Consider the following 24,360-nt stretch of genomic DNA (forward strand, 5'->3'; position numbering starts at 1 on the left):
ACGATGAACCGCCTGCTCACTCATCTCCGGCACGTCGACCTCGCCGTGCCCGACTACGACAAGCAGCTCGACTTCTACGCCGGTGTCTGGGGCCTGACCGAGGTCGCCGAAGACTCCGGGATCTCCTTCCTCGCCGCCGAGGGCAGCCCCGAGCAGTACGTCGTACGACTGCGCAAGGCCGACGAGAAGCGCCTCGACCTCGTCTCGTACGGCGCCGGGAGCGCCGAGGACGTGGACACGCTCGCCGAGCAACTTCTCGCCGGGGGCGTGCAGTTGCTCTCCCAGCCGGGCAAGATCGACACACCCGGCGGCGGTTACGGCTTCCGCTTCTTCGACGTCGACGGCCGCACCATCGAGGTCTCCGCCGACGTCGAGGCCCGCCGGCATCGCAGGATCGAGGAGAAGGAGTCGATCCCGGTCCGCCTGTCGCACGTGGTGCTCAACTCACCCGACCTGGACAAGACCCGTGCGTGGTACGAGACGCATCTCGGCTTCCGGCTCTCCGACACGCTCAGCTCGCCGCACATGGGCGAGGTCATGCACTTCATGCGGATCAGCAACCAGCACCACTCGATGGCCCTCGCGAAGGGCCCGCACACCTCCCTGCACCATGTCTCCTTCGAGATGCGCGGCCTGGACGAGTACATGCGCGGCTCCGGGCGGGTGATGCGGGCCGGGTTCAAGAAGATCTGGGGGCCGGGCCGGCACATGGCGGGCGACAACACGTTCACGTACTTCCTGGACCCGCACGGCAACACCGTCGAGTACACCACCGAGCTTGAGGAGCTGGACGAGGACACCTGGCACCCCCACGTCTACGACTTCTCCCAGCCCGAGGTCACCGACCAGTGGGGCACGGCGAACCCGATGAACGAGCTGGTCGCCAAGGAGTCGTTCAACGACGTCGACCGCGGCTGCTTCGTCGCCCCGCCGGTCTGACCGGCGAGTCCCTCAGTCCCCGGGGTGCGGTGGCCCTGTCAACTGCCCTGACTCCCCACGCCGCACCCCGGTCTCCATGCTCGCCCCTCACGCCGACAGGAACCTCCGCATGCGTTTCGCCGCGTACGAGTACCAGAACCGACGCCATGTGGCCGTCGTCGCCGAGGACGGGATGCTCCGCCCCCTGCCCGGTGTCCACTCCATAACCGGACTACTCGCTGAGGAGGGCGGCCTGCCGCAACTGCTCGAAGCGGGCTCCGCGACGCTCGACGTGCCGACCGGTCCACATGTCTCCGAGGTACGGCTGCTGCCGCCCCTCCAGCCGCCCACCGTGCGGGACTTCGTCACCTTCGAGGAACACGTCGAGGGCGTACGGCGGTCCGTGGACGGCACCGCCGGCGTACCCGAGCGGTGGTACGCGGCCCCGACGTTCTACTTCACCAACCCCTACGCCGTGTACGGCCCGCACGACGACATCCCCATGCCCCCGGGATCGAGCGTGCTCGACTTCGAGCTCGAAGTCGCTGCCGTGATCGGCAAGGAGGGCCGCGACCTCACCCCCGAGCAGGCCCGCGACCACATCATCGGCTACACGATCTTCAACGACTGGTCCGCCCGCGACCTTCAGTCCGCCGAGATGAAGGTCGGCCTCGGCCCCTGCAAGGGCAAGGACACCGCCACCACGCTGGGCCCCTACCTGGTCACCGCCGACGAGCTGGAGGAGTACCGCGACGCGGACGGCTTCCTGCGCCTGGCGCTGACCGCCTCGTTGAACGGCGAGGTCGTCGGCAAGGACCTGCTGTCCAACATGAGCTGGACCTTCGAGGAGATGGCCGCCTACGCCTCCCGCGGCACCTTCGTCCGCCCCGGCGATGTCCTCGGGTCCGGTACCTGCGGCAACGGCGGCTGCCTCGCCGAGCTGTGGGGCGTACGCGGCAGACAGGACCCGCCGCCGCTCAAGCCCGGCGACACGGTCACACTCACCGTCGAGGGCATCGGCTCCGTCTCCAACACCGTGGTGCCCGGCCCTGATCCCATACCGGTTCCGGTCGCCCGGCGCCGCCCCCGGGAGCGGCCGTGACCGACCTGCACCCCAAGCGGCTCCTCGGCAAGGTCGTCGTGGTCACAGGCGCGGCCGGTGGCCAGGGTGCCGCCGAGGCCGAGGCACTGATCCGCGAGGGCGCCCGGGTGATCGCCACCGACGTGACCGAGGCAGCCGGCTGCCGCCGCCTCGACGTCACCAGCGAGAAGGACTGGGCGGAACTCGCCGCCGACCTGCGCGAGGCGTACGGGCAGGTGCACGGCCTGGTCAACAACGCGGGCGTCACCTGGCGTGCCCGGATCGACGACGTACGCCCCGAGGACATGGCCCGTGTCCACGCGGTCAACGTCACCGGAACGCTCCTGGGCATCCAGCACCTGGTACCACTCATGCGACCGGGCGCGTCGATCGTCAACGTCGGTTCGTCGGCGGCGCTGACCGCCCACTACCCGGTCGCCTACACCGCCAGCAAGTGGGCGCTGCGCGGCCTGTCGAGAACCGCCGCCATGGAACTGGGGCCCCGCGGCATCCGCGTGAACATCATCCACCCCGGCTTCATCGAGACCGACATGACCGCCTCCGCGGCGCCCGGGTTCCGCGAGGCGAACCTCCACGGGACACCGCTCGGCCGCACCGGAACCGTCGACGACATCACCCCTCTCGTCACCTTCCTCCTCTCCGACGAGGCGTCCTTCATCACGGGCGCAGAGATCCCCGTCGACGGTGGCCTCACCGCCCACGGCGGTGCGAAACCGATCTCGGACGCCCTGCGCGAGAACGCCTGAACCCGCAGCGAAAGAAAGGCACTTCTTCTCATGGACAAGGTCTGGGCGAGCGCCGACGAGGCGGTCGCGGACATTCCCGACGGTGCGTCCCTGGCCGTCGGGGGCTTCGGCCTCAGTGGCATCCCCGACGTGCTCATCCAGGCCCTCCACGCCCAGGGCGCCACGGGTCTGGAGGTCGTGTCGAACAACTGCGGCGTGGACGGGCGTGGACTGGGCGTCCTGCTGGCCGACGGCCGGATCGCCCGCGTCACGGGCAGTTACGTGGGCGAGAACAAGGAGTTCGCCCGTCAGTACCTGTCGGGCGAACTGGAGGTGGAGCTGGTCCCGCAGGGCACGCTCGCCGAACGGCTGCGCGCCGGCGGCGCGGGCATACCCGCCTTCTACACCCCGGCCGGCGTGGGCACCCAGGTCGCCCGCGGCGGACTGCCCTGGCGCTACACGGCGGACGGCGCGGTCGCCCACGCCTCCCCGCCGAAGGAGACCCGCGACTTCGACGACCGCACCTACGTCCTGGAACACGGCATCACCACCGACTTCGCCCTCGTACGGGCCTGGCGCGGCGACCGCCACGGGAACCTCGTCTTCCGCAAGTCCTCCGCCAACTTCAACCCCCTCGCGGCTATGGCCGGCCGGATCACCGTCGCCGAGGTGGAGGAAGTCGTCGAGCCGGGTGAGCTGAGCCCGGACGAGATCCACCTGCCGGGCATCTTCGTCCAGCGCCTCGTGGTGCTCACCCCGGCCCAGGCCGCCGACAAGCAGATAGAGAAGAGGACCGTACGCGCATGAGCACCACCCTTGGTACGCAGCTGGGCTGGACCCGGGACCAGATGGCCGCCCGCGCCGCCGCCGAACTCACCGACGGCTCCTACGTCAACCTCGGCATCGGCCTGCCCACCCTCATCCCCGGCCACCTCCCGCCGGACGTCCACGTGGTCCTGCACTCCGAGAACGGCATCCTCGGCACCGGCCCCTACCCGTACGAGCACGAGGTCGACCCCGACCTGATCAACGCGGGCAAGGAAACCGTAACCGTCCTGCCCGGCGCCTCCTTCTTCGACTCCGCCCTGTCCTTCGGCATGATCCGCGGCGGCCACATCGACACCGCCGTCCTCGGCGCCATGCAGGTCTCCGCCGCCGGCGACCTCGCCAACTGGATGATCCCCGGCAAGATGGTCAAGGGCATGGGCGGCGCGATGGACCTCGTCCACGGCGCCCGCCGGGTTATCGTGCTCATGGAGCACACCGCCAAGGACGGCAGCCCCAAGATCGTGAAGGAGTGCACCCTCCCGCTCACCGGCGAACAGTGCGTCCACCGCATCATCACCGACCTCGCCGTCCTCGACGTCACACTCGAGGGCCTGACGCTCGTGGAATGCGGGCCGGGTGTAACCGTCGAGGACATTGCCGCCCGCACCGACGCGCCTCTGGTCCAGAAGCCATGAGCCGTCGATGCGGAAGGCCGGGCGGGCAGGGATCACGATCCCTGCCCGCCCGGCCTTCCGCATCCTGCTCACACCGCCCCTACGACAGCGGCATGACCTTGCGGTAGGCGAACACCGCGACCACCGCGACCACGACATGCATCAGGAGCAGCGCCACGACGCCGGTCACGCCACCTTCACCGAAGAGCAGGAAGTCGGGAACGAAGGAGACCACGACGACAGTCGGCACCAGCCAACGCATCAGCGCCTCGGGGGCCTTCGACAACTTGCGGACCAGGGCCCAGCCGAGGGCGCCCGCCACCATCCCGACCGCCGTCAAGAAGATGTACGAACCCGGCTCCAGCGGTTGGAAGTCGTCGGGCGCGCCGACGGCGAGGGCGAGAAGGGCGATCACCGCGTCCGCCAGGGACGCCGCCACGATCGCGGCGAGCACACCCCCTGCCACGACGAGCGGACCACGGCGGACGGGTACTGCTTCAGGGGTAACAGACACGGCAACTCCTGGAGGGAACTACGAGAAGCGCTTCGGAAGTAACGTTTGAAGAATCAAACATAGGATCCCAGGACTTGCTTGAAGTTTCAAGCCGTCGTGGTCCCGCCTATGCGCATACTCGTGAAGCCGCCGGACCCGGCCGGGAAACTGATGGCCGGTAGCTGTCTGCCCGTGCTGGGCGCGGTACTGATCGCTCCTGTGCTGCCGAAAATGCAGGACCACTTCGCCTCGACCCCCGGCGCCACGGCGCTCGTCCCCCTCGCGCACCACGCCCGCTGCCCCGTCATCACGGTCCCGGCGTGAGGCGGCGAACGGCACGGGACCCGTCTCACGGACGGCCCTTTCCGCGCAGGCCGGCCCGTCACACGCCGAGAGAGCACCGCCGTTCATGAGCGGCGCACAGGCGAGCACGGACCCGCTGGCACAGGACGGAGGGACGTGCCACGTCAGGTGCGGGCCGTGGTGTTCGCCACCGGCGCGGCGACCGAGTGCGGGCGGATCTACCGGCTGGCCGCGGCCGCCCCGCGGCTGAAGAGGTCCCGCGGAGGCGGGGCTCAGCCATGTGGAACGACGGCGACGGGGCAGCGCCCGTGATGAATGGCGCCCTGCGCGACGGGACCCAGGTGGGGGCCAGGACGGTGCTCGCGTCGGCCGACGACCAGCAGGGCGGCGCCTTCGGCGGCCCGTACGACGGCCTTGGCGGGGCTTTCGAGACGGATGCCCTCAGTCACGTCCACCTGCGGGTACTTCTCGCGCCAGGGGCGGAGCGCCTTGCCCAGCTCCTTCAGCGCGTCCCGCCTGATCTCCTCGGTGACGTTGTGGTCCACGCCCCAGGGCACGCGTGCGTGGAGTGGCACGCTTCGGCCGTGGACGGCCTGGAGGGGAACGCCTCTGGCGGCAGCCGTGTGGAAGGCGAAGTCGAGGAGGTCGTCGGACGAACCGTGCAGTTTCAGGGCCACGACCACGCGGCCCGCGGATGCCGGGGCTGCCTCTTCCCGGCCGGTCCGGGCGCGGACCAGTACCACCGGCCGCTCCGCCCGCGCCACGACGGGCATGCTCACGTCGCCGAGGAAGTAACTCTCGACGGGCTCCAGCCCCCGCGAACCGAGCACGAGCATCTCGGACTCCGTCGCCGCTTGCAGCAAGGCGTTCTGGGCATCGTCGGCGACCAGGTTCCCGACGATGGACAGGCCCGGGTGACGCGCCTGAAGTTCCGCCTGGGCGGTGTGCACGAGACGCTTCGCCCAATAGTTCTGATCGACCTCGGAGGGGGCGTGGGCCGGTTCCGGTACCAGCAGTGGCCAGGCGTGCAGCAGGCGAAGAGTGAGCTTGCGCTTCTCGGCCTCGTCGGCGGCCCAGTGGGCAGCGGCAAGACTCTCCTGTGAGCCGTCCAGGCCCACGGTGGCGACTGGTTGCATGGCGGCGGCCTCCGTCTCGTACGAAGCTGGGAACGACGGGGATGACGGTGAACGAGTCCGATCGGGTGCGTGGTCCGGACGTCGCCGACATGCCGAGCAGCGCGGCCTCTCATTCGAGGAGTACACCAACCGCCCCCATGGCGCATTTCGGGCCTGCGGACGAGGGACGCGATTCTCCCGGCGGTCGGCATCGACGGGTCCGAGCCGGGTCTGGAGGGGAGGAGCACCGGCCGGGGCGGACCGGACTCCATGGGCTCTTCCCGGGTGGCAGCGGCCAGGGCGCCTCACGCCTCAGCCCGCCCGGTCCTTGCGCAGGAACCGGCGCAGTCGCCGCAGCGGCCACGTGTTGATCACGTCGTCCGGGGTGAGCCAACCGCGTTGTGCCGTGCCGACTCCGTAACGCAGGAAGGCGAGCTGGGGAATCGAGTGGGCGTCGGTGTCGATGGCGAACTTCGCCCCGTGACTCCTGGCGAGGAGGATGTCCTCGTCGCCCAGATCGAGGCGGTCGGGCTGGGCGTTGACCTCCAGGGCCGTGCCGGTGCGGGCGCAGGCGGCGAACACCTCGTCGAGGTCGGCGTCGATGCCCGGCCGTTTGCCGAGCAGCCGGGTGGTGGGGTGGCCGATGATGTTGACGTGGGGGTTCTCGCAGGCGTGGACGAGCCTGTGGGTCATCGCCTTGCGGCCGACGTTGAAGTGGGAGTGCACCGCGGCCACGCAGAGGTCGAACCCCCGGAGGAACTCGTCGGGCCAGTCCACCTCGCCTTCCGGGCCGATGTTGAGCTCGGTGCCGTGCAGCAGCCGCATTCCGTGGTGTTCGCCGTCCAGTGACCGTACCTGCTCGCGCTGGGCGCGGATCTTGTCGTCGGTCATGCGCTGCATGTACAGGTTCGGCGCGTGGTCGGTGACCGCGTAGTACGCGTAGCCCCGCTCGGCGGCCGCTGCCACCATCTCCTCCAGTGAGGTGAGGCCGTCGGTGAGGTCGGTGTGGGTGTGCAGGTCGCCGCGGATGTCCCGTTCGGTCACCACCTCGGGCAGTTCGCCGCGCAGGCCGGCCTCGATCTCGCCCCGGTCCTCGCGCAGGGTGGGCGGGATCAACGGCAGGCCGAGCCTCGCGTAGACCTCGTCCTCGGAGCGGGAGGCGACCCGTTTGCCGCTCTCGGTTTCGAACAGGCCGTACTCGGAGAGCTTCAGCCCCAGCCGGACGGCGATGGTGCGGGTGCGGATGTTGTGCGCCTGGGAGCCGGTGAAGTACTGCATTCCGGCGCCCCACGCGTCCGGTCGCACCACGCGCAGGTCGACCTGGACGCCCTTGACGGTACGGATCGACGTCTTCTTCTCCCCGTGTGCGATGACCTCGCCGGTGGAGGGCAGTTCGGTGAGCGCGTCCATGAACGGGGCCGACCTGCGGGCGGCGACCAGGATGTCGATGTCGCCGATGGTTTCCTTCATACGGCGCAGCGAGCCGCCGTAGGCGCAGTGTTCACAGCCGGTGATCCGGGAGAGTTCGGCGACGATGTCCTCGGCCGCCTCCATGGCGGTGCTCATCAGGATCCGCCCTCCTGCCTGCTGCATGAGGGCGATGCCGTGCAGGATGTTCTCCTCGGTCTTCCTTCCGAAGCCCTTGAGATCGCGCAGCTTCTCCGCCTTGACGGCGTCGGCCAGCTCGCCCACGGAGGAGATGTGCAGATCCTGGTAGAGCGCCATCGCCTTCCTGGGGCCGAGGGTGGGGATGGTGATGAGCTGCCGCACCCCGGCGGGGATCCTGGCCCGCCGCTCCTCGACCACCGTGACATGACCGGTGTGGAAGTACTCGACGACCTTCTCGGCGATCGACTTGCCCACACCCGGGATCTCTTTCAGACCCGCGACGTCCAGGTGGGAGACGTCGGCGGGGTAGCCGCCTATCGCACGTGCGGCCTTTTCGTAGGCGCGCGCCTTGAACGCCTCGCCTCCGGTGATGGCGATGAGGTCCGCGTACTCCTGAAGGAGCGCCTCGACCTCCTCGTTGGGCCGGACCACGTCTCAAGTCTAGGCACGCTGATCGGTCCGCCCTGTCCTGGATGGCCTCGTCGCGGCCACACGGTTCGCCGGTCGGCGTCCTCGCCCAACCGGTCCGGGACGCTCTGATGAGGCCGGTCGGCCCTGGTGGGGCCAGGGGGCCGGGAGTTGGTCCGGAAGCGGGACGGTCCCGATTGTGGTGCGGCGGGTGAATTGGCCTCCCCACCCTCGTGCGCCTGCGCGGCTTCAGGCCCGATCGGCCAGGGGAGAGAACGCCATGGCGGCGGGCGCGGTGCCGGTGGCCTCCAGGAACGGTTCATCCGTTCGAAAAGGCCGTCGAACTCGGCGGCGATCGGCTCGCCCCGACTCAGTGGGCCTCGTGGCCACCGTGGCCCTGTTGACCGGCCCTCCCGATGCGCTCAGGGTGGCCACGACACTCATCCCGGCACGGGCGGCGTGGTCAGGCCCGATCCCGGTGCGCGGGTCACTCACTGCCATGGCGGACCACGGCGACAGGGCACTGCGCGTGGTGCAGGGCGGCCTGGCTGACCGAGCCCAGCAGCAGGCCCGTGAAGCCACCTCGGCCCCGGGCCCCGACGACGAGCAGCTGCGCGTCCGCGCTCGCCTCGATCAGGGTGTGGCGGACCCGGCCGGCGACCGGCCTGCGCACCACCTCGACGTCCGGATACCGCTCCTCCAGGCCGGCCAGCGCCACGTCGAGAACATGCTCCGCGTGCTTGCGCAGGTGGGTCTCGTCATAGGTGACGAAGGGAGGATCGGCCGGGCCGTCGTAGGCATCCGGGCTGCCCGTCCGGTACACGTGCACTGCAGTGAGGCCCGCGCCGCGCAAGGACGCCTCGGCGAAGGCGAAGCGTACGGCTTCGTCGGATGTGCGCGCGTCGTCGACCGCCAGCAGGACGGGTCCGTCCGGACTCGGCCGTCCCCGCACCACCAGCACGGGGCAGCGGCCGTGCGCGGCGAGGTGCGCGGACGTCGAGCCGAGCAGCAGGCTGCCGAAGGCGCCCAGACCACGGCTGCCGACCACCACCAGCGAGGCCGTGCGTGAGGCGATCTCCAGCACCGTCAGCGGCTCACCCACGGTGACGTCGCGGGTGACGTTCACGTGCGGTGCCGCCTCGCGGGCCAGCCGCTCGGCCTCCGTCAGCGTGCCGTCGAGCATCTCGCGCACGCCCGCCCCAGCGGGGTTCCACGGTGGCCCGCCGGGCGGCAGGTGAGGCGACGGCGACCCGAAGGCGTGCACCAGCCGCAGTTCCGCACCGCGGATCTCGGCCTCGTGGCCCGCGAGCTCGACCGCCTCCAGACTCGACCGTGAACCGTCCACGCCCGCCACCACCGGCATCGTCACGGCGACACCCCTTCCTCCTCGCATTGCGCCCGGGGCGGCGAACGCCCGGTCAGCCGGTGGGACCAGGCCCCGGCGGCTCGTCGAAGCGGCACGTCAGGTCCGCTTCCACGGACACCACGCCGTCGACGCCACGGCACAGCCGCTCGACGACGGGGACGAGCCGACCGGTGTCCACGCGGCCCTTGAGCGTCACCCGGCCCTCGTGCACCTCCACCGCCACGTCGGCCGGGGCGAACCCGAGAGTCCGGGCCAGGACGTCCTGGGTGATCTCGTCGCGCAGCGCCTCGTCCCGGCGCAGGAAGACCCGCAGGAGATCGCCACGGCTGACGACGCCGACCAGCGTGCCCGCCTCGTCGACCACGGGAAGCCGTTTGACTCCTTCACCGTCCATCACGCGTGCCGCCTCGACGACCGTCCACTCCGGGCGGGCGCAGACCGCGGGAGCGGTCATCAGCTCTCCGGCCGTGGTCCCGTCGTCCGCGGGGAGGGTGCCGTCCCGCCCCGCCGACGGCAGCGGCAGGCCGTGGGGGTCGGGTCGCGCCGCGACCACGCGGAGCAGGTCGGCTTCCGACACCACCCCTACCGGGTGATCGAGGTCGTCGACCACGGGCAGAGCGGTCACGTCGTGGTCGGCCAGCATCCCGGCGACGCTCTTGAACGGCGTGTCCCGTCGCACCCGTACGACGCCACGAGTCATGAGTTCTCCGATCGTGCGGTGCTGCATGACGCGCCTCCCTTCCTCGTCTCCTTCAGCCTGCTCCCCGGACCCGGCCGCGTGCTGGGGGCCTTCGTGCAGACGCAGAGGGCTGCACGTCCCCGATCGGCGGGACCTTCGGGCCCTGGTGCGGGGGCGGGACCTGCGCGTGATGCTGGTGGAAACAGCCATCGACGAAAGAGGGCACGCCCCATGCACGCCCACCTTGGCGACCGGCTGATCGTAGAGAGCCCGTCCACCGGCCTCGTACGGCGCGACGGGGAGATCGTCGGCCTCCACCACGAGGACGGGACACCGCCGTACGACGTGCGCTGGTCGGACACCGGCGATGTCACGCTGGTCTTTCCGGGGCCGGACGCCCATATCCGTCACGGTCGGCCGGGCCCCGCGCAGGAGCCGCCCGCCGAGACCGGGGGCCCGACGGCCGTGCAGCCGGGTGACGTGGGACGCCGCTTGGCGGCGGCACGGCGACGGCGGGGCCTCGGTGTGGACGAGGCCGCCCGTCGCGCCCGTATGTCCCCGCAGTATCTCGACTACCTCGAGACCCACGCCTCCGACCCGAGCGTCGGCACCCTGCTGCGCCTGGCCGACGCACTGGGGACCACGCTCGTCGAACTCCAGGGCGGCGATCAGGAGCGGCCTCCGGGGCAGGGACAAGCCCTTTACCACCCCGTGCTGCGGGATCTCGGTGAGCAGGAGTGCCGGTCCCTGCTCTCGACACACGGTGTGGGGCGGGTCTCGCTGACCACCCCGCACGGTCCTGCCGTGTTCCCCGTCAACTACGAGGTCGCCGACGAGACCATCGCCTTCCGCACCGCACCCGACGCCGCCCCGGCCGCCGCGGTGGGGAACCAGGTGGCGTTCGAGGTCGACCACGTCGACGACGCGATGAGCCAGGGCTGGAGCGTCCTGGCGGTGGGCCGGGCCGACGCCGTCACCGACCCGGGCGCGGTGCGCCGGCTCGAGAATCGGGCACACACCGCCCCCTGGGCGGGAGGCCGGCGCACGCTGTGGGTGTCGATCACCGTCGACCGCCTGACCGGCCGCCGCATCACGTCCGCCGACGCCGTGTGAGCGCACGGACGCACCTCGCGAGGCCACGAAGCGCGGCGGACACAGGGTGATCAGTGGGCGATCAGTGGGCGGGGTCCGCCTGCTGACCGACCACGACGACAGGGCAGGCCGCGTGCTGGGCACAGCGGTGGCTGACGGACCCGAGCATCGCCCGGGCGAACGCGCCCCGGCCGCGGCGGCCAACGACGAGGAGCTCGGCTCCTTCCGAGGCCTGGATCAGCGCCTCCGACGGGTCCCCCTCGACGAGGTGCTCCCGCAGGAGCGCCGGACGCTCGCCCGGGAAGACGGCGCTCAGCTCTTCCGTGAACCGCTCCCTGGCCTGCTGCATATCGAACGCGGGGTCGATGGCCGGCCCGGTGTAACCCCGGGCGGACGGCGTGTCCCAGACGTAGATCGCCTCCACGACACCGCCGACCATGCGCGCGTAGCGCTCGGCCCATCGCAATGCGGCATGGGAGGAGGGAGAACCGTCCACACCCACGACCAGCCGCGGTACCGGCTCAGAGGATTCCATGTGTGTCGCCTCATTCAGCAGTCGTTACCGCCATGCAAACCCGCGTTTGCGTCTTCTGCCAGCCGTGCGGGCCCGGGCGGGCGGTGGGCGGGGCCGTTCGGCCCATGCCGACCGCTGGAGCAGTGGGGGAGCCTGGAAGTGTCGCGAGACCTGGCCACACGGGTGGGAGGACGCCATGCACGGCTCTGTGTACACCGTGAGCGATGTGATGACCCGCACCGTCGTCGCCCTGGCCGCCGGGGCGGCCTTCAAGGAGATCGTGCGGACCGTGGAAGGGCGGCGGATCAGCGCCCTGCCCGTCGTCGACAGCGGGAACCGGGTGGTCGGTGTCGTCTCGGAGGCTGATCTGCTGCGCAAGGAGGAGTTCCGTGACAGCGCCCCCGACCGGGGGCCGCGGGCCCGGCCCCCGGAAGGCCTGAGGAAGGCACAGGCGGTCACCGCGGCCGATCTGATGACGTCCCCGGCGGTCACGGTCCACGCCGACGCCACCCTCGCCCAGGCGGCCCGGATCATGGCCCGGCGCAAGGTCAAGCGGCTGCCGGTCGTCGACGACCACGGCGTGCTGCGGGGCATCGTCAGCCGTGCGGATCTGCTCCGGGTGTTCCTGCGGCGCGACCAGGACATCACGGACGAGATCCGGCACGAGGTGCTGGCCGGGCGGCTCCCGGACGGGATCGAGTCGATCCGCGTCGACGTGCGGGAGGGCGTCGTCACGCTCTCCGGCCGGGTCCGTGACACCTCCGTAGTCCCGCTGGTCGTACGCCTGGTGCGGTCCGTCGAAGGAGTGGTGGACGTACGCAGCCGGCTCACCGGGCCCCGGCACCGTCCGGTCCTCGAACCCGACCTCGAACCGGACCTCGCACAGGACGGGGACGGCCGGCGGGCCGCGCCCCGGGCACGTTCCTGAGCGCACCGCGGGCGACCCGGGCCGGCCGGGCCCGTGGCCCGGGTGGTGGGACGGACCGGCGGGGGCGCGGCATGCGCGCGCCCCCAGGGCGAACGGTCAGCAGATGCGTGGCAGTTGCTCGCCCAACGGCATCTCCACCACGCGCCGGGCACCGACCAGTGTGCGCAGGGCGACCCGGCCCGGCGGGCCGGACGAGGACACTTCACCGATGCGTACCGCTTCCCGGCCCTCGGGCAGCGACCGCAGCAGGGCGAGCGCCTCGTCGGCCGCCGCCGGAGCGACGAAGGCGACCAGGCAGCCCTCGTTGGCGACGACCAGGGGATCGAGGCCGAGCAGATCGCAGGCGGCGGCGACGGCGCGAGGCACCGGGACGGCACTCTCCTCGATCTCCACCGCGACGTGCGAGTCACGCGCGATCTCGTTCAGGGCGGCCGCCAGCCCTCCCCGGGTCGGGTCGCGCAGGCTGTGCACCTGCTCGCCGAGGGGCGCGAGGGCGTCGACCAGGTGGTGCAGGGGGCGGCTGTCCGAGGCGATGTCGCTTTCGAAGCCGAGTCCCTCCCGCGTGGACAGCACCGTGGTGCCGTGCAGTCCGATCGGCCCCGACAGAATCACGGCGTCCGCGGGCCGGGCGAGCGCGGCGGACGGGCGCAGGGCCAGATGCCGCTGTCCGACGCCCGTGGTGTTGACGAAGATCCTGTCCACGGCGCCGCGGCCCACCACCTTGGTGTCGCCGGTGACCACGGGCACCCCGGCGTCGCGTGCCGCCTTGCCCGACGACATGACGACTCGGTGCAGTTCGTCGAGCGGCAGCCCCTCCTCGATGATCAGGGCCAGCGCGAGGGCGACCGGCCGCGCTCCGCGCATCGCCAGGTCGTTTATCGTGCCGTGCACGGCCAGGGAGCCGATGTCGCCGCCGGGGAAGAACAGCGGGCTCACGACGAAACTGTCGGTGCTGATCACCAGGTCCGGATGGCCGGGCAGCAGGGCCGCGTCCTCCAGGGGGCCGTGCTGTCCGTCGACGGCGGGCAGCACCAGCGCGTCGAGGAGTTCAGCGGTCAGCCGGCCTCCCGCACCGTGACCGAGCAGGACGACGTCGTCCTCGTGATGGGGGACGGGGCAGGTGACGGTCATGGCTGAACCACCTCCTTAGTGCGGCCGGCGGCGTGGAAGGCGGCGCAGGTTCCCTCGGCGGAGACCATGGGTGCCCCCAGCGGGTGGCGCGGCGTGCAGCGGGTGCCGTAGGCCGGGCAGTCGGTGGGCAGCCGGGCACCGGTGAGTACGGCGCCGGCGATGCACTCGGGGTCCTCGACGGTGCGAAGACCCCCGACGTCGAACCGCCGCGCGGCGTCGAAGCGCGCGTACTCCCCGGCCAGTTCCAGTCCGCTGTCGGGCAGCTCGCCGATGCCCCGCCAGGCGCGGTCGGTGATCCGGAACACGGTGCGCACCGCGTCCTGCGCCTCGGTGTTGCCGGAGCGGCGCACGGCCCGCACGTACTGGTTCTCGACCTCGCAGCGGCCCTGTTCCAGCTGGCGCACCGCCATCAGGACGCCCTCCAGCAGGTCGAGGGGTTCGAATCCGGTCACCACGATCGGCACGCGGTACCGATCGGCGATCGGCTCGTACTCGCGCCAGCCCATCACCGCGCACACGTGCCCCGCGGCGAGGAAGGCCTGCACCTCGCAGTCGGGGTCCTCCAGCAGGGCGGTCATGGCGGGCGGCACCAGGACGTGGCTGACCAGTACCGAGAAGTTCCCCAGCCCCAGCCGCGCGGCGTGCAGGACCGCCATGGCGTTGGCGGGCGCGGTCGTCTCGAACCCGACCGCGAGGAAGACGACCTGACGGTCCGGATGGTCGCGTGCCATGCGTACCGCGTCCATGGGTGTGTACACGACCCGTACGTCCGCGCCGCGGGCCCGCAGCGACAGCAGGTCGGTGTCCGTGCCGGGTACCCGCAGCATGTCGCCGAAGCTGGTGAGGATCACGCCGGGACGTCCGGCGATGGCCATCGCCCGGTCCAGGGTCTGCAGAGGGGTGACGCACACGGGGCAGCCGGGACCGTGGATCATGCGGATGCCGGCGGGCAGCAACTCGTCGATGCCCTGCCGGACCAGGGTGTGGGTCTGACCGCCGCAGACCTCCATGATCCGCCAGGGCGTCGTCGCGGTGCGGCGCAGCTCGTCGAGCAGCCGCCGGGCGAGCGCCGGGTCACGGTATTCGTCGAGGTACTTCATCCCGGGTCCCTCACGCTGACCCCGCCGGACAGGGCCATGTCGACGTCGACGACGCCTTCGACGGAACGCACCATGCGGGCGGCGATGGGCACCAACGACGTGTCCCGGATGTGCCCGGTGAGGGTGACGACGCCGTCCGCGACCTCCACCCGGACCGGCTCCGGTGCGGCGGGGAAGAGCGGGGCGAGAACCTGTCGGCGGATCTCCTCGGCGATCTCGTCGTCGGTCCGCAGGAAGACCTTGAGCAGGTCGGCCCGGCTGACGACGCCTTCGAGCAGACCCTCGTCGTTGACGACGGGCAGCCGCTTGACCTTGCGCTGGGCCATGACGCGGGCCGCCTGCGCGAGGGTCGCGCCGGCATGGACGGTGACGGCCGGGGTGCTCATCAGATCCGCCGCGGTCATGCCGCCGGCCTTGGCCAGGTCGGACAGGCGGCTCATCTGCGTGAACCGGTCGGGATCGCTGTCGCGGAACTCCTCCTTCACCAGCAGATCGGCCTCGGACACGACGCCGATCACCCGGCCCTCGCCCTCCAGCACGGGAAGGGCGCTGACCTTCCACTCCTGCATGAGCTCGACGACGTCCTTGAACGAGGCGTCACGGCCCACCGCCACCACGGTGTGGGTCATGACGTCGCTGACGATGTGCGGACTGGTGTGCATGGTGCCCTCCCCGGGCGTCAGGAGCGGTCGATGGTCAGGTCGAGGAAGTGCGCGGAGCACGAGATGCACGGGTCGTGGTTGCGGATCGCCCGCTCGCACAGGCGCGTCAGTTCCGCGTCGGTCGGATCGCCCTCGGCGAAGACCCTCTCGACGGTCCGGACCAGGTCGTCCTCGATGGCGCCCTGGTTCTGCGCGGTGGGCGGCACCAGGCAGGCATCCGTGACGGTGCCCTCGGCGTCCAGCCGGTAGCGGTGGTAGAGCAGTCCGCGCGGTGCCTCCGTGGCGCCGTGCCCGGTGCCCTGACGAGGCGGTACGTCGACGTGGGGCCGGGCCGGAGGCTCGTACGCGGCGATGATCCGCAGGGCCTCGTCGACCGCGTGCACCACCTCCACCGCCCGCACCAGCACCGAGCGGTAGGGGTTGCGGCAGACCGTGCCGAGGCCGGCCTCGCGGGCGGCCTCGCGGGCCGTGGGCGACAGCCGGTGGCCGCCGATCGCGTAGCGGGCAAGGGGGCCCGTCAGATGGCGCCGCCCGTCGAGGCGGGAGTGCAGGGCGGTCGAATGGGGCACCTGCTCTTCTCGCACATGGTCCAGGAAGGCGCTGACCGGGAACCGCGCGCGGCCGCCGTCCGTGCGCAGCACGGCCGGCGTGCCGTCCTCGACGGCGTACGTCGTCGGCGACGCGAGGGCCAGGAAGTCGGCGTCGAAGGAGGCGTCCGGGAAGTCGAACCCCGCGACCAGACGGACCGTCTCCCAGGCGTCGTCGGCGGCGCGGCGCAACCGCTCCTCCAGCGGCCGCAGTTCGGCTCCTGCGGGCACCCGGTGGAAGCCGCCGAGCCGGACGTTCACCGGATGGATCGCACGCCCTCCGAGCAGTTCCAGGATGGCGTTGCCCGCCTGCTTGAGCCGCAGTCCCCGCTCGACGGCGGCGCGCTCGGTGCGAGCGAGGTCGACGGCGCTGTCGCAGCCGAGGAAGTCCGGCGCGTGCAGGAGGTAGATGTGCAGGGCGTGGCTCTCGATCCACTCGCCGCAGTACAGCAGCCGGCGCAGTTCGCGGACCGGATGGTCGACACTGACGCCGCAGGCGTCCTCGATCGCCCGGCAGGCGCTCATCTGGTAGGCCACGGGGCAGATCCCGCACACCCGGGCGGTGATGTCGGGCGGCTCGGTGTGGGCGCGGCCGCGCAGGAACGCCTCGAAGAAGCGCGGCGGCTCGTAGATCCGCAGCTGCGCCTCCTCCACCTCGCGGCCGGTGACGCGCAGGTGCAGGGAGCCCTCTCCCTCCACCCGGGCCAGCGAACCGACGCGCAGGACCCGGGAGCCGCGGTGGCTCATGACCGCACCTCCTTGCCGACCTTGTCGAAGGCGGCCGCGTTGAACGTACGCAGCAGGCGTTCCACCGCTCGGTCGTCCATGCCGTCGCGGTGCAGCAGCGGGATCAGCGCACGCAGGTTCGGCGACCCCGACGGGCCGAAGCAGCCGTAGCAGCCACGCCCGTACGCCGGGCAGATCGCCCCGCACCCGGCGTGCGTGACGGGGCCGAGGCACGGGGTGCCGTGGGCGACGGTGACGCAGACCGTGCCGCGGCGCTTGCACGCGAAGCACACGCTGTGATCGGGGATGTCCGGCTTGCGGCCGGCCAGGTAGGCGGTGATCACCTCGAGGAGCTGCGTACGGTCGATGGGGCAGCCGCGCAGCTCGAAGTCGACGTCCACGTGGTCCGAGACGGGCGTGGAGGTGGCGAGGGTGTCGATGTAGTCAGGCCGGGCGTACACGGCGCGGGTGAACTCCTCGACGTCCGCGAAGTTCCGCAGCGCCTGGATACCGCCGGCGGTGGCGCACGCGCCGATGGTCACCAGGTGGCGGGACTGCGCCCGGATCTCCCGGACCCGTTCCGCGTCGGCGGGGGTGGTGACCGAGCCCTCCACGAGCGCCAGGTCGTACGGGCCGGGTGTCACGGCACTGGACGCCTCCAGGAAGTGGGCGATGCGTACCTTCCCGGCGAGCGTGAGGAGTTCGTCCTCGCAGTCCAGGAGCGTGAGCTGGCATCCGTCGCAGGACGCGAGCTTGAACACCGCGAGTGTCGGCACGGTCATGTCACAACTCCCTCACCGCGAGCAGGGATTCGACCCGGTCCCAGCCGATCACCGGACCGTCGAGGCACATCAGCACACCTCCGAGCTGGCAGTGGCCGCAGTGCCCGGTGGCGCAGCGCATGTTCCGCTCCAGCGACACCCGGATCCGTTCCGGTCGCACACCTCGGTGCAGCAGGTCGCGGGCGGTGGCACGGATCATGGGCTCGGGCCCGCACACGTACGCCGTGGTGTTCTCCGGCGTGAAGAGCGCGCTGTTCAACAGCGTGGTGACGAGACCCACATGGCCCCACCAGGCAGGGGACGGCCGGTCCACCGTGACCTGGCAGTGGAGTGGGCCGTGCGAATCCACCCAGGCGCGGATCCGGTCGGCGTACAGAAGGTCCTCGGGGGTGCGCGAACCGACGAGCAGGTTCAGCCGCCCGTAGGCCCGCCGGGCCGCCAGCGCGGCCAGGACGAGGGGCCGCAGCGGGGCGAGGCCGATCCCGCCCGTCACGACCACGATGTCCTGGCCGGCCGCCCGCTCCAGCCCCCAGCCGGTGCCGAAGGGCCCCCGCAGGCCCACCTGTGAGCCCGGCCGCAGAGCGCACAGCGCGGCCGACACCGCGCCCACCGAACGGACCGTGTGCACGAGTTCCCGGCGGCCGATGCGCGACACCGAAACAGGGATCTCCCCGACCCCGAAGGCGTACACCATGGCGAACTGCCCCGGGGCGAAGGGCTCGAGCGCCTCCTCGCCAGCGGGCGCCAGCGTGAGACTGACCGTGTCGGCCGACTCGCGCCGCACACCGGTCACCTGATAGGGCACGGGGACGTCGTTCATGCCGGGGTCCCGCTGCCGTACGGGGCGTACAGATCCAGCAGCCTGATGCGGGACGCCTGCAGCCGGTGGGCCACGACCCGTCCGACCCAGGTCGCGACGGCCCGGCCGAACTCCGGGTCCCGCGCACACGCGGCCCTCACGGCCTCCGCGTCGAACTCCCAGGCCCGGACCGGGCTGAGCGTCTCGGCACCCAGCTGCCACACATAGGGGGCGTAGTGCCAGGACCAGCCCAGCAGCTCGCCGTGGCCCAGGGACTCGATGACGGCGGCCCGCCGGCCGGGCACGTGCAGGTCGAGGAGGACGGTTCCGGTCCGGATGATCCAGAACCGGTCGGCGCGCCGGCCCTCTTCGAAGAGACGCTCGCCGGCTTCGAAGGAGACCTCACGGGCGAGGCGCATCAGCCGATCGCGGTGCTCGACCGGAAGAGCCATGGACAGAGTGGTCGTGGACGTCATCGTTCCGTCTCCTTCTGCTTCTCGCGCCGCAAGCGGTCGGTGAGCTCGTCGTGCAGCGCGGCGGCTTCCTCGGTGATGTCGATGCCGACGGGGCACCAGGTGACGCAGCGTCCGCAGCCCACACAGCCGGAGCTGCCGAACTGCTCGTACCAGGTGGAGAGTTTGTGGGTGAGCCACTGCCGGTAGCGGCTGCGTGCCGAGGCCCGCACGGGTCCGCCGTGGAGGTGGGAGAAGTCCACGTCGAAGCAGGAGTCCCAGTGCTGCCACCGCTCGGCGTGATCGCCGGTGAGGTCGGTGACCTCCTCGGTGGTGGTGCAGAAGCAGGTGGGGCAGACCATGGTGCAGTTGCCGCAGGTCAGGCAGCGGGCGGCCACGTCGTCCCAGCGGTCGGCCTCCAGGCTCTCGCCCATCAGCGCCCGCAGGTCGACGGGCGGCATGGCCCGCCCCATCCGGTCCCGGGCGGCGTCGACCGCGGTGCGGGCCGCGTTCCGCGTGTGCGCGTCGGCCGGATGCCGGGGCAGGCCGGAGAGGACTTCCTCACCGGCCTCACTGCCGGTGCGGACGAGGAAGCGGTGACCGGCCCGGTCCAGGACCTCGGTCAGGGCGAGGTCGAAACCGGAGTCCGCGGCGGGGCCGCCGCCCATGGAGACGCAGAAGCAGGTGGCGCCGGGCTCCGTGCACTCGGCGGCGATCAGAAATGCACCCGTTCGCCGTTCCCGGTAGCCGCGGTCCGGGTACCGTCCGCCGGCCAGGACACGGTCCTGGATCGCGATGGCCCGCAGATCGCACGGGCGTACGCCCAGGAAGGCGTACGACGGCTGCTCCGAGCCGTCCTCGGTGACCGACAGATGGCCGTCCGCCGCCCGCTCGGCGCTCCAGAGCCTCTCCCGCTGAGGGTGCAGGTAGGTCTTCCACGACTGCGGGCCCGCCGTGTGGGCGAACACCGCACCGTCGTCGCGCGGCACGAGACGGTAACGGCCGGCCTCGACCTCCGTGCCCCACCCGAAGGGGAGATCGTCGGCCGACGCGATCTCGGCCAGGACGACGGCACCGTCCCGGACCGTCGGACCGACGACCGTGCGCCCCTGGGCGGCCAGGGCCTGGACCAGGGCACTCAGCCCGTCCCGGTCCAGGACGGCGGTTGTCGTGCTGTTCGTCATGACCGCCCTCCGGATGGCGATGCGGCTCCTTGATGCCAGCGTGTTCCGCACGGTGGTGCGACGCCACGGGCCGCAAGGGCATCGTCATGGGGCCCTTCGGCCTTGTTGAGGGCCGGTGTGCCGGGCCGCCGGAACGGGACCGGGCGCCGGAGGTGGGCCGAAGGTCCTCGTCAGGGGCCGATGCGCCCCTGTCGGCCGGGGCGCCGGAGTGCGACCGTGACAGTGACACCCCCCAGCTGCGCAGGTGGCAGCCCGAGAGATTGGCGGTGGGGATCATGGAACTGCCCTTGGTCGTGGGCGTCGACGGGTCGGACGGCAGCATCCTCGCCGTCGACTGGGCGGTGGACGAGGCCGCACGCCACGGTCTGCCGCTGCGCCTGGTCCACGGCTCCCTGTGGGAGCGGTACGAGGGCGCGCTGCCGTCGCTGAGCCGGCGGCGACCGTCTGAGCAGGTGATGGCGCAGCACATCGTCGCCTCCGCCGAGGAACGCGTCCGGCGGATCGACCCGGATGCCAAGGTGTCGGCCGAGACGGTGGCCGCGGAAGCGGTGTCCGCCCTCCTGAGCGAGGGTGACAGCGCCTATGCCCTGGTGACGGGTTCGCGCGGGCGCGGCGAGCTGCAGGGAGCCTTGCTGGGCTCGGTGGGTCTCGCCGTGGCGGCGCGCGCGTACTGTCCGGTCATCGTGGTCCGAGGCGACAGAGCCGGTCTCACCGGGACCCACCGGCGGATCCTGCTCGGTGCCGGGGACCCCGGCACGAGCGGCGAGGCCGTCCGGTTCGCGTTCCGGGAGGCCGAAGTGCGTGGCTGCGTGCTCGATGTCGTCCGCGCCTGGCGCTTCCCGGCACGGGCGAACGCCGGGAAACCGGCCGCCGTGGGGGAGCCCGCGGAGCACGAGGCCCAGGCCTCCGAGCTCGTCGACACGCTGGTCGGCGACGCGATGGCCGATCACCCCGGTGTCCGGGTGAACCGGGTGACGGTCGAGGGACCGGCCCGCAAGGTGCTCGTGAACCGCTCGGCCGCCGCCGACCTCGTGGTCGTCGGCGCACGGCGGCGGTCCGGCCACTTCGGCCTCCAGCTCGGCCGGGTGAGCCACACGCTGCTCCACCACGCGGCCTGCCCGGTGGCCGTCGTCCCGCAGCGCGTCTGAGGCGCCGGGCGAAGGCCACCGCTCTGGTCAAAGATGGATCCATGGGGCATCGCGATGCACTCCGTGCCCGCCCCAGCGGTTCGCCGACGCCAAAGCGAGGGCCGGAGACTGAGGAGGAACAGCCATGAAGGGCTTCGTTTTCCACGGCCCGGGGCAGTCCGCCTGGGAGGACGTCGCGGACCCGGGCGTCAAGGACCCCACCGACGCCATCGTCCGCGTCGACGCCGTGACCATCTGCGGGACCGACCTGCACATCCTCAAGGGAGACGTACCGGAGGTGCCCGCCGGAACGGTGCTCGGTCACGAAGCGGTCGGCGAGATCGTCGAAACCGGCAGCGACGTGCGTACCGTCCGGCCGGGCGACCGGGTCCTGGTCTCCTGCATCACCGCCTGCGGCCGCTGCCGCTTCTGCAAGGACGGCGCGTACGGCCAGTGCCAGGGCGGCGGAGGCTGGATCCTCGGTCATCTGATCGACGGCACACAGGCGGAGTACGTCCGTGTGCCCCACGCCGACCTGTCCGTGCACCGGCTGCCGGGCGCGCTGGAGAGCAACGACGCCGTGCTGTTCGCGGACATCTTCCCGACCGCCTACGAGGTGGGCGTGATCAACGGGGGCGTGCGGCCCGGTGACACGGTCGCCGTCGTCGGAGCCGGGCCCATCGGACTCGCCGCGATCCTCACCGCACGGCTGTACTCGCCGGAGCGGATCATCGCCGTGGACCTCGCCGATTCCCGGCTGGAGGCCGCCCGGCGGCTCGGCGCGGACGCCGTCGTCCCCGTGCGCGACCAGCCGGAGCAACTCGTCACCGACCTCACCGACGGCATCGGCGCCGACGTGGTCATCGAGGCGGTGGGAGTGCCGGAGAGCTTCGAGATGTGCACCCGCATGGTGCGGCCCGGCGGCCGGGTCGCCAACGTCGGTGTCCACGGCAAGCCGGCGACCCTGCACCTCGAAGATTTGTGGATCAAGAACGTCACCATCACCACCGGCCTGGTCGACACGTCCTCCACGCCCATGCTGCTGAGGATGGCGGCCTCCGGCCGTGTGTCCACCGCGCCCCTGGTCACCCACACCTTCCCCCTGGACCACATGGAGGAGGCCTACGAGGTCTTCGCGCACGCCGCCGACACCGGCGCGCTCAAGGTCGTGCTCGGCGGGCAGCGTCACGACGAGGTGGCCGTACCGGCGGCATAGGTGCGCGGAGGCCTTCGCCCGGCGAAGTGGTCAACGACCACGGCCGGTACGACAATGAGGGGGGTCGGTCCGCGGCTCCGGCCGGGCGCAGCCGTCGCCCGGCCGACCGCTCGCTCGTCCCCTGGACGTTGTCCGTCGTGGACCTGGAGGAGGACCGTGGCAAGCTCCGGCGAGTCGCAGACGGCCCGGGTGCGGCTGCCGCAGCTCAGACTGGACGAGCTCCTGGAGGAGCTCCAGGCGCGTCTGGACGCGGCTCGCGGCACCCGCGACAGGGTGCACAGCCTGCTGGAGGCGGTGCTCTCGGTCGGTCGCGAGCTCGACCTCGAGCAGGCGCTGCGCGGCATCGTGCAGGCGGCGGCGACACTCGTCGACGCCGAGTACGCCGCCCTCGGTGTGATCACGCCGGACGGCAAGGGGCTGTCGGACTTTCTCACCGTGGGGGTCACCGACGAGCAGATCGCCGAGATAGGGCACTATCCGGAGGGCCACGGCATCCTGGGTGAGCTGATCCGTCATCCCGAACCGCTGCGGCTCGCGAAGATCTCCGAACATCCGGCCTCGTACGGATTCCCGGCCCGTCACCCGCCCATGAACACCTTCCTGGGCGTCCCGATCCGGGTGCGCGACCAGGTCTTCGGCAACCTGTACCTGACCGAGAAGCGCGGTGGGGCGCAGTTCGACGAGGACGACCAGTCCGTCCTGGCCACTCTCGCGGTCGCGGCCGGCGTCGCGATCGACAACGCCCGCCTCTACGAGGAGTCCCGGCTGCGTGAGCGCTGGCTGCAGGTCAGCGCGGAGATCACGCACAGTCTGATGTCCGGCCACGAACGGGCCGAGGTGCTCAGGCTGATCGCCGAAAGGACCCGGGAGATCACCTCGGCGACTCTCGCGGTGGTCGCCGTCCCGGTGGACGACATCGGCGCGCTGACGGTGGAACTCGCCATCGGGAAGGGCGCCCACCGGCACAGGGGACGGGTGCTGCCGGTGGAGGGCAGCCTGATCGGGCGGGCCTTCCTCAGCGGAAGCCCCGTCACCAGCGTCGACCTGTCGAGCGACGAGAGGGTTTCCGCCGATCCCGCCCGGGTGAGCGGCCTCGGTCCGGCCGTGGCCGTTCCCATCGGCAAGGGCGCCGGTGCCCGGGGAGTCGCCCTGCTGGTCCGCGAGGCGGGCCAACCGGTGTTCACGGCGAAGGAGACCGAGCAGTTGCAGGCCTTCGCGGGGCAGGCGGCCGTCGCCATGGAGCTCGCCGAGCACCGCCAGGACGCCGAGCAGATCGCGATGCTCCAGGAACGCGACCGCATCGCCCGCGACCTGCACGACCTCGCCATCCAGAGACTGTTCGCCACCGGGATGACCCTGCAGAGCGCCGGCCGCCTGATCGAGCACCCCGAGGCGGCGGAACGCGTGATGCGGGCGGTGGACGACCTCGACGAGACCATCAAGATCATCAGGTCGACCATCTTCGGCCTCCGGTCACACGAGACCGGCGGCGGCTCCGGACTGCGCTCCCAGGTGGTGCGTGCGGTCGGGGAGACCGCGCCTCTGCTGGGTTTCGCGCCCGGCCTCCGGATGGAAGGGCTCCTCGACACCCAGGTGCCGAAGGAGATCGGCGGCCAGGTGATCGCCGTGCTGTCGGAAGCGCTGACCAACGTCGCACGGCACGCGCACGCCGGACGCACCGACGTGGTGCTGGAGACCGACGGCCGGGAGGTGCGGCTGTCGGTGACCGACGACGGCCTGGGCATCCCCCCTGGCGGCCGCCGCAGCGGACTGCGCAACATGGCGGAACGGGCGGAGCAACTGAACGGAACGCTGGAGGTGACCGCCCCGGCCGGCGGCGGTACGTCCCTGGTGTGGTGCGTGCCCGTCAAGCAGCCCTGAGGGGATGAGGCCGAACGGCC

Annotated in this window: 24 protein-coding genes and 1 pseudogene; 11 read left to right on the top strand and 14 right to left on the bottom strand. The window is 71.6% G+C overall.

Annotation, left to right across the window (positions count from 1 at the left end):
• Positions 1-3: 3 nt before the first annotated feature.
• The 5 genes from IE212_RS22680 (at position 4) to IE212_RS22700 (ending at position 4,208) form a co-directional block, all read left to right on the top strand.
• Positions 4-939 carry a VOC family protein gene (locus IE212_RS22680; RefSeq protein WP_190199744.1) on the top strand — a complete coding sequence of 312 codons (936 nt, stop codon included), beginning with the start codon at positions 4-6 and terminating at the stop codon, positions 937-939.
• A gap of 109 nt (positions 940-1,048) precedes the next feature.
• The gene (locus IE212_RS22685; protein ID WP_190199745.1) at positions 1,049-2,020 is read left to right on the top strand and encodes a fumarylacetoacetate hydrolase family protein; all 972 of its coding nucleotides are present in this window, start codon (positions 1,049-1,051) and stop codon (positions 2,018-2,020) included.
• Positions 2,017-2,766, top strand: coding sequence for an SDR family NAD(P)-dependent oxidoreductase (locus IE212_RS22690; RefSeq protein WP_190199746.1), 750 nt, complete (start codon positions 2,017-2,019; stop codon positions 2,764-2,766). Before IE212_RS22685 ends, IE212_RS22690 begins: the two co-directional genes overlap by 4 nt.
• Before the next feature lie 30 nt (positions 2,767-2,796).
• The gene (locus IE212_RS22695; protein WP_190199747.1) at positions 2,797-3,552 is read left to right on the top strand and encodes a CoA transferase subunit A; all 756 of its coding nucleotides are present in this window, start codon (positions 2,797-2,799) and stop codon (positions 3,550-3,552) included.
• A 20-nt stretch (positions 3,553-3,572) separates the two neighbouring features.
• Positions 3,573-4,208 carry a CoA transferase subunit B gene (locus IE212_RS22700; RefSeq protein ID WP_308430241.1) on the top strand — a complete coding sequence of 212 codons (636 nt, stop codon included), beginning with the start codon at positions 3,573-3,575 and terminating at the stop codon, positions 4,206-4,208.
• A gap of 79 nt (positions 4,209-4,287) precedes the next feature.
• On the opposite strand, the gene IE212_RS22705 is transcribed toward IE212_RS22700, so the two are convergent.
• Positions 4,288-4,701: a DUF6069 family protein gene (locus tag IE212_RS22705; RefSeq protein WP_190199749.1), complete on the bottom strand. Its 414-nt coding sequence runs from the start codon at positions 4,699-4,701 to the stop codon at positions 4,288-4,290.
• Between the two features lie 108 nt (positions 4,702-4,809).
• Between IE212_RS22705 and IE212_RS22710 the strand changes: the two are divergent.
• Positions 4,810-5,001 (top strand): annotated as a pseudogene (locus IE212_RS22710) (hypothetical protein); the annotation flags it as partial.
• A gap of 254 nt (positions 5,002-5,255) precedes the next feature.
• Here the strand turns inward: IE212_RS22710 and IE212_RS22715 are convergent.
• The 4 genes from IE212_RS22715 to IE212_RS22730 all read right to left on the bottom strand — a co-directional run bounded on the left by IE212_RS22715 (position 5,256) and on the right by IE212_RS22730 (position 10,207).
• Positions 5,256-6,119: a universal stress protein gene (locus IE212_RS22715; protein WP_190199750.1), complete on the bottom strand. Its 864-nt coding sequence runs from the start codon at positions 6,117-6,119 to the stop codon at positions 5,256-5,258.
• A 291-nt stretch (positions 6,120-6,410) separates the two neighbouring features.
• Positions 6,411-8,138, bottom strand: coding sequence for a DNA polymerase/3'-5' exonuclease PolX (gene polX / locus IE212_RS22720; protein ID WP_190199751.1), 1,728 nt, complete (start codon positions 8,136-8,138; stop codon positions 6,411-6,413).
• A 463-nt stretch (positions 8,139-8,601) separates the two neighbouring features.
• Positions 8,602-9,483, bottom strand: coding sequence for a universal stress protein (locus IE212_RS22725; RefSeq protein ID WP_190199752.1), 882 nt, complete (start codon positions 9,481-9,483; stop codon positions 8,602-8,604).
• A gap of 49 nt (positions 9,484-9,532) precedes the next feature.
• Complete coding sequence (locus IE212_RS22730; protein ID WP_190199753.1) at positions 9,533-10,207, bottom strand: CBS domain-containing protein; 675 nt, start codon at positions 10,205-10,207, stop codon at positions 9,533-9,535.
• Between the two features lie 183 nt (positions 10,208-10,390).
• Here IE212_RS22730 and IE212_RS22735 point away from each other — a divergent pair, with 183 nt between their 5' ends.
• On the top strand, positions 10,391-11,272 hold the full coding sequence (locus IE212_RS22735) for a pyridoxamine 5'-phosphate oxidase family protein (RefSeq protein WP_190199754.1): 882 nt from the start codon (positions 10,391-10,393) through the stop codon (positions 11,270-11,272).
• A gap of 61 nt (positions 11,273-11,333) precedes the next feature.
• Here IE212_RS22735 and IE212_RS22740 read toward each other — a convergent pair whose 3' ends face one another.
• Positions 11,334-11,786 (bottom strand): universal stress protein, encoded by a 453-nt coding sequence (locus IE212_RS22740; RefSeq protein ID WP_190199755.1) that lies wholly within the window; start codon positions 11,784-11,786, stop codon positions 11,334-11,336.
• Positions 11,787-11,961: 175 nt separating this feature from the next.
• On the opposite strand from IE212_RS22740, the gene IE212_RS22745 reads away from it, so the two are divergent.
• Positions 11,962-12,693 carry a CBS domain-containing protein gene (locus tag IE212_RS22745; RefSeq protein WP_190199756.1) on the top strand — a complete coding sequence of 244 codons (732 nt, stop codon included), beginning with the start codon at positions 11,962-11,964 and terminating at the stop codon, positions 12,691-12,693.
• A 96-nt stretch (positions 12,694-12,789) separates the two neighbouring features.
• Here the strand turns inward: IE212_RS22745 and hypE are convergent, their stop codons facing one another.
• The 8 genes from hypE to IE212_RS22785 are packed head-to-tail and all read right to left on the bottom strand — an operon-like array spanning position 12,790 to position 20,116.
• Positions 12,790-13,824 carry a hydrogenase expression/formation protein HypE gene (gene hypE / locus IE212_RS22750; protein ID WP_190199757.1) on the bottom strand — a complete coding sequence of 345 codons (1,035 nt, stop codon included), beginning with the start codon at positions 13,822-13,824 and terminating at the stop codon, positions 12,790-12,792.
• Positions 13,821-14,924, bottom strand: coding sequence for a hydrogenase formation protein HypD (gene hypD, locus IE212_RS22755; protein ID WP_190199758.1), 1,104 nt, complete (start codon positions 14,922-14,924; stop codon positions 13,821-13,823). The genes hypE and hypD overlap by 4 nt, the downstream gene beginning before the upstream one ends.
• Positions 14,921-15,586: a CBS domain-containing protein gene (locus IE212_RS22760; protein WP_190199759.1), complete on the bottom strand. Its 666-nt coding sequence runs from the start codon at positions 15,584-15,586 to the stop codon at positions 14,921-14,923. Before IE212_RS22760 ends, hypD begins: the two co-directional genes overlap by 4 nt.
• A 17-nt stretch (positions 15,587-15,603) precedes the next feature.
• The gene (locus IE212_RS22765; protein ID WP_190199760.1) at positions 15,604-16,920 is read right to left on the bottom strand and encodes a Ni/Fe hydrogenase subunit alpha; all 1,317 of its coding nucleotides are present in this window, start codon (positions 16,918-16,920) and stop codon (positions 15,604-15,606) included.
• On the bottom strand, positions 16,917-17,681 hold the full coding sequence (locus IE212_RS22770) for an NADH-quinone oxidoreductase subunit B family protein (protein WP_190199761.1): 765 nt from the start codon (positions 17,679-17,681) through the stop codon (positions 16,917-16,919). Before IE212_RS22770 ends, IE212_RS22765 begins: the two co-directional genes overlap by 4 nt.
• Before the next feature lies 1 nt (position 17,682).
• On the bottom strand, positions 17,683-18,501 hold the full coding sequence (locus IE212_RS22775; RefSeq protein ID WP_190199762.1) for an FAD/NAD(P)-binding protein: 819 nt from the start codon (positions 18,499-18,501) through the stop codon (positions 17,683-17,685).
• Entirely contained in the window at positions 18,498-18,956 is a 459-nt protein-coding gene (locus IE212_RS22780) for a Crp/Fnr family transcriptional regulator (RefSeq protein ID WP_190199763.1), read from the bottom strand. The genes IE212_RS22775 and IE212_RS22780 overlap by 4 nt, the downstream gene beginning before the upstream one ends.
• Entirely contained in the window at positions 18,953-20,116 is a 1,164-nt protein-coding gene (locus IE212_RS22785) for a 4Fe-4S dicluster domain-containing protein (protein ID WP_190199764.1), read from the bottom strand. Before IE212_RS22785 ends, IE212_RS22780 begins: the two co-directional genes overlap by 4 nt.
• Before the next feature lie 275 nt (positions 20,117-20,391).
• Between IE212_RS22785 and IE212_RS22790 the strand changes: the two genes are divergently transcribed.
• The 3 genes from IE212_RS22790 (at position 20,392) to IE212_RS22800 (ending at position 24,340) form a co-directional block, all read left to right on the top strand.
• Positions 20,392-21,264 (top strand): universal stress protein, encoded by an 873-nt coding sequence (locus IE212_RS22790; RefSeq protein WP_190199765.1) that lies wholly within the window; start codon positions 20,392-20,394, stop codon positions 21,262-21,264.
• A gap of 124 nt (positions 21,265-21,388) precedes the next feature.
• On the top strand, positions 21,389-22,459 hold the full coding sequence (locus IE212_RS22795; protein WP_190199766.1) for a zinc-dependent alcohol dehydrogenase family protein: 1,071 nt from the start codon (positions 21,389-21,391) through the stop codon (positions 22,457-22,459).
• A 156-nt stretch (positions 22,460-22,615) separates the two neighbouring features.
• Entirely contained in the window at positions 22,616-24,340 is a 1,725-nt protein-coding gene (locus tag IE212_RS22800; RefSeq protein ID WP_190199767.1) for a sensor histidine kinase, read from the top strand.
• Positions 24,341-24,360 lie beyond the last annotated feature (20 nt).

Origin of the sequence: Streptomyces djakartensis (assembly GCF_014651075.1) — a bacterium.
In the GTDB taxonomy this organism is placed as follows: domain Bacteria; phylum Actinomycetota; class Actinomycetes; order Streptomycetales; family Streptomycetaceae; genus Streptomyces; species Streptomyces djakartensis.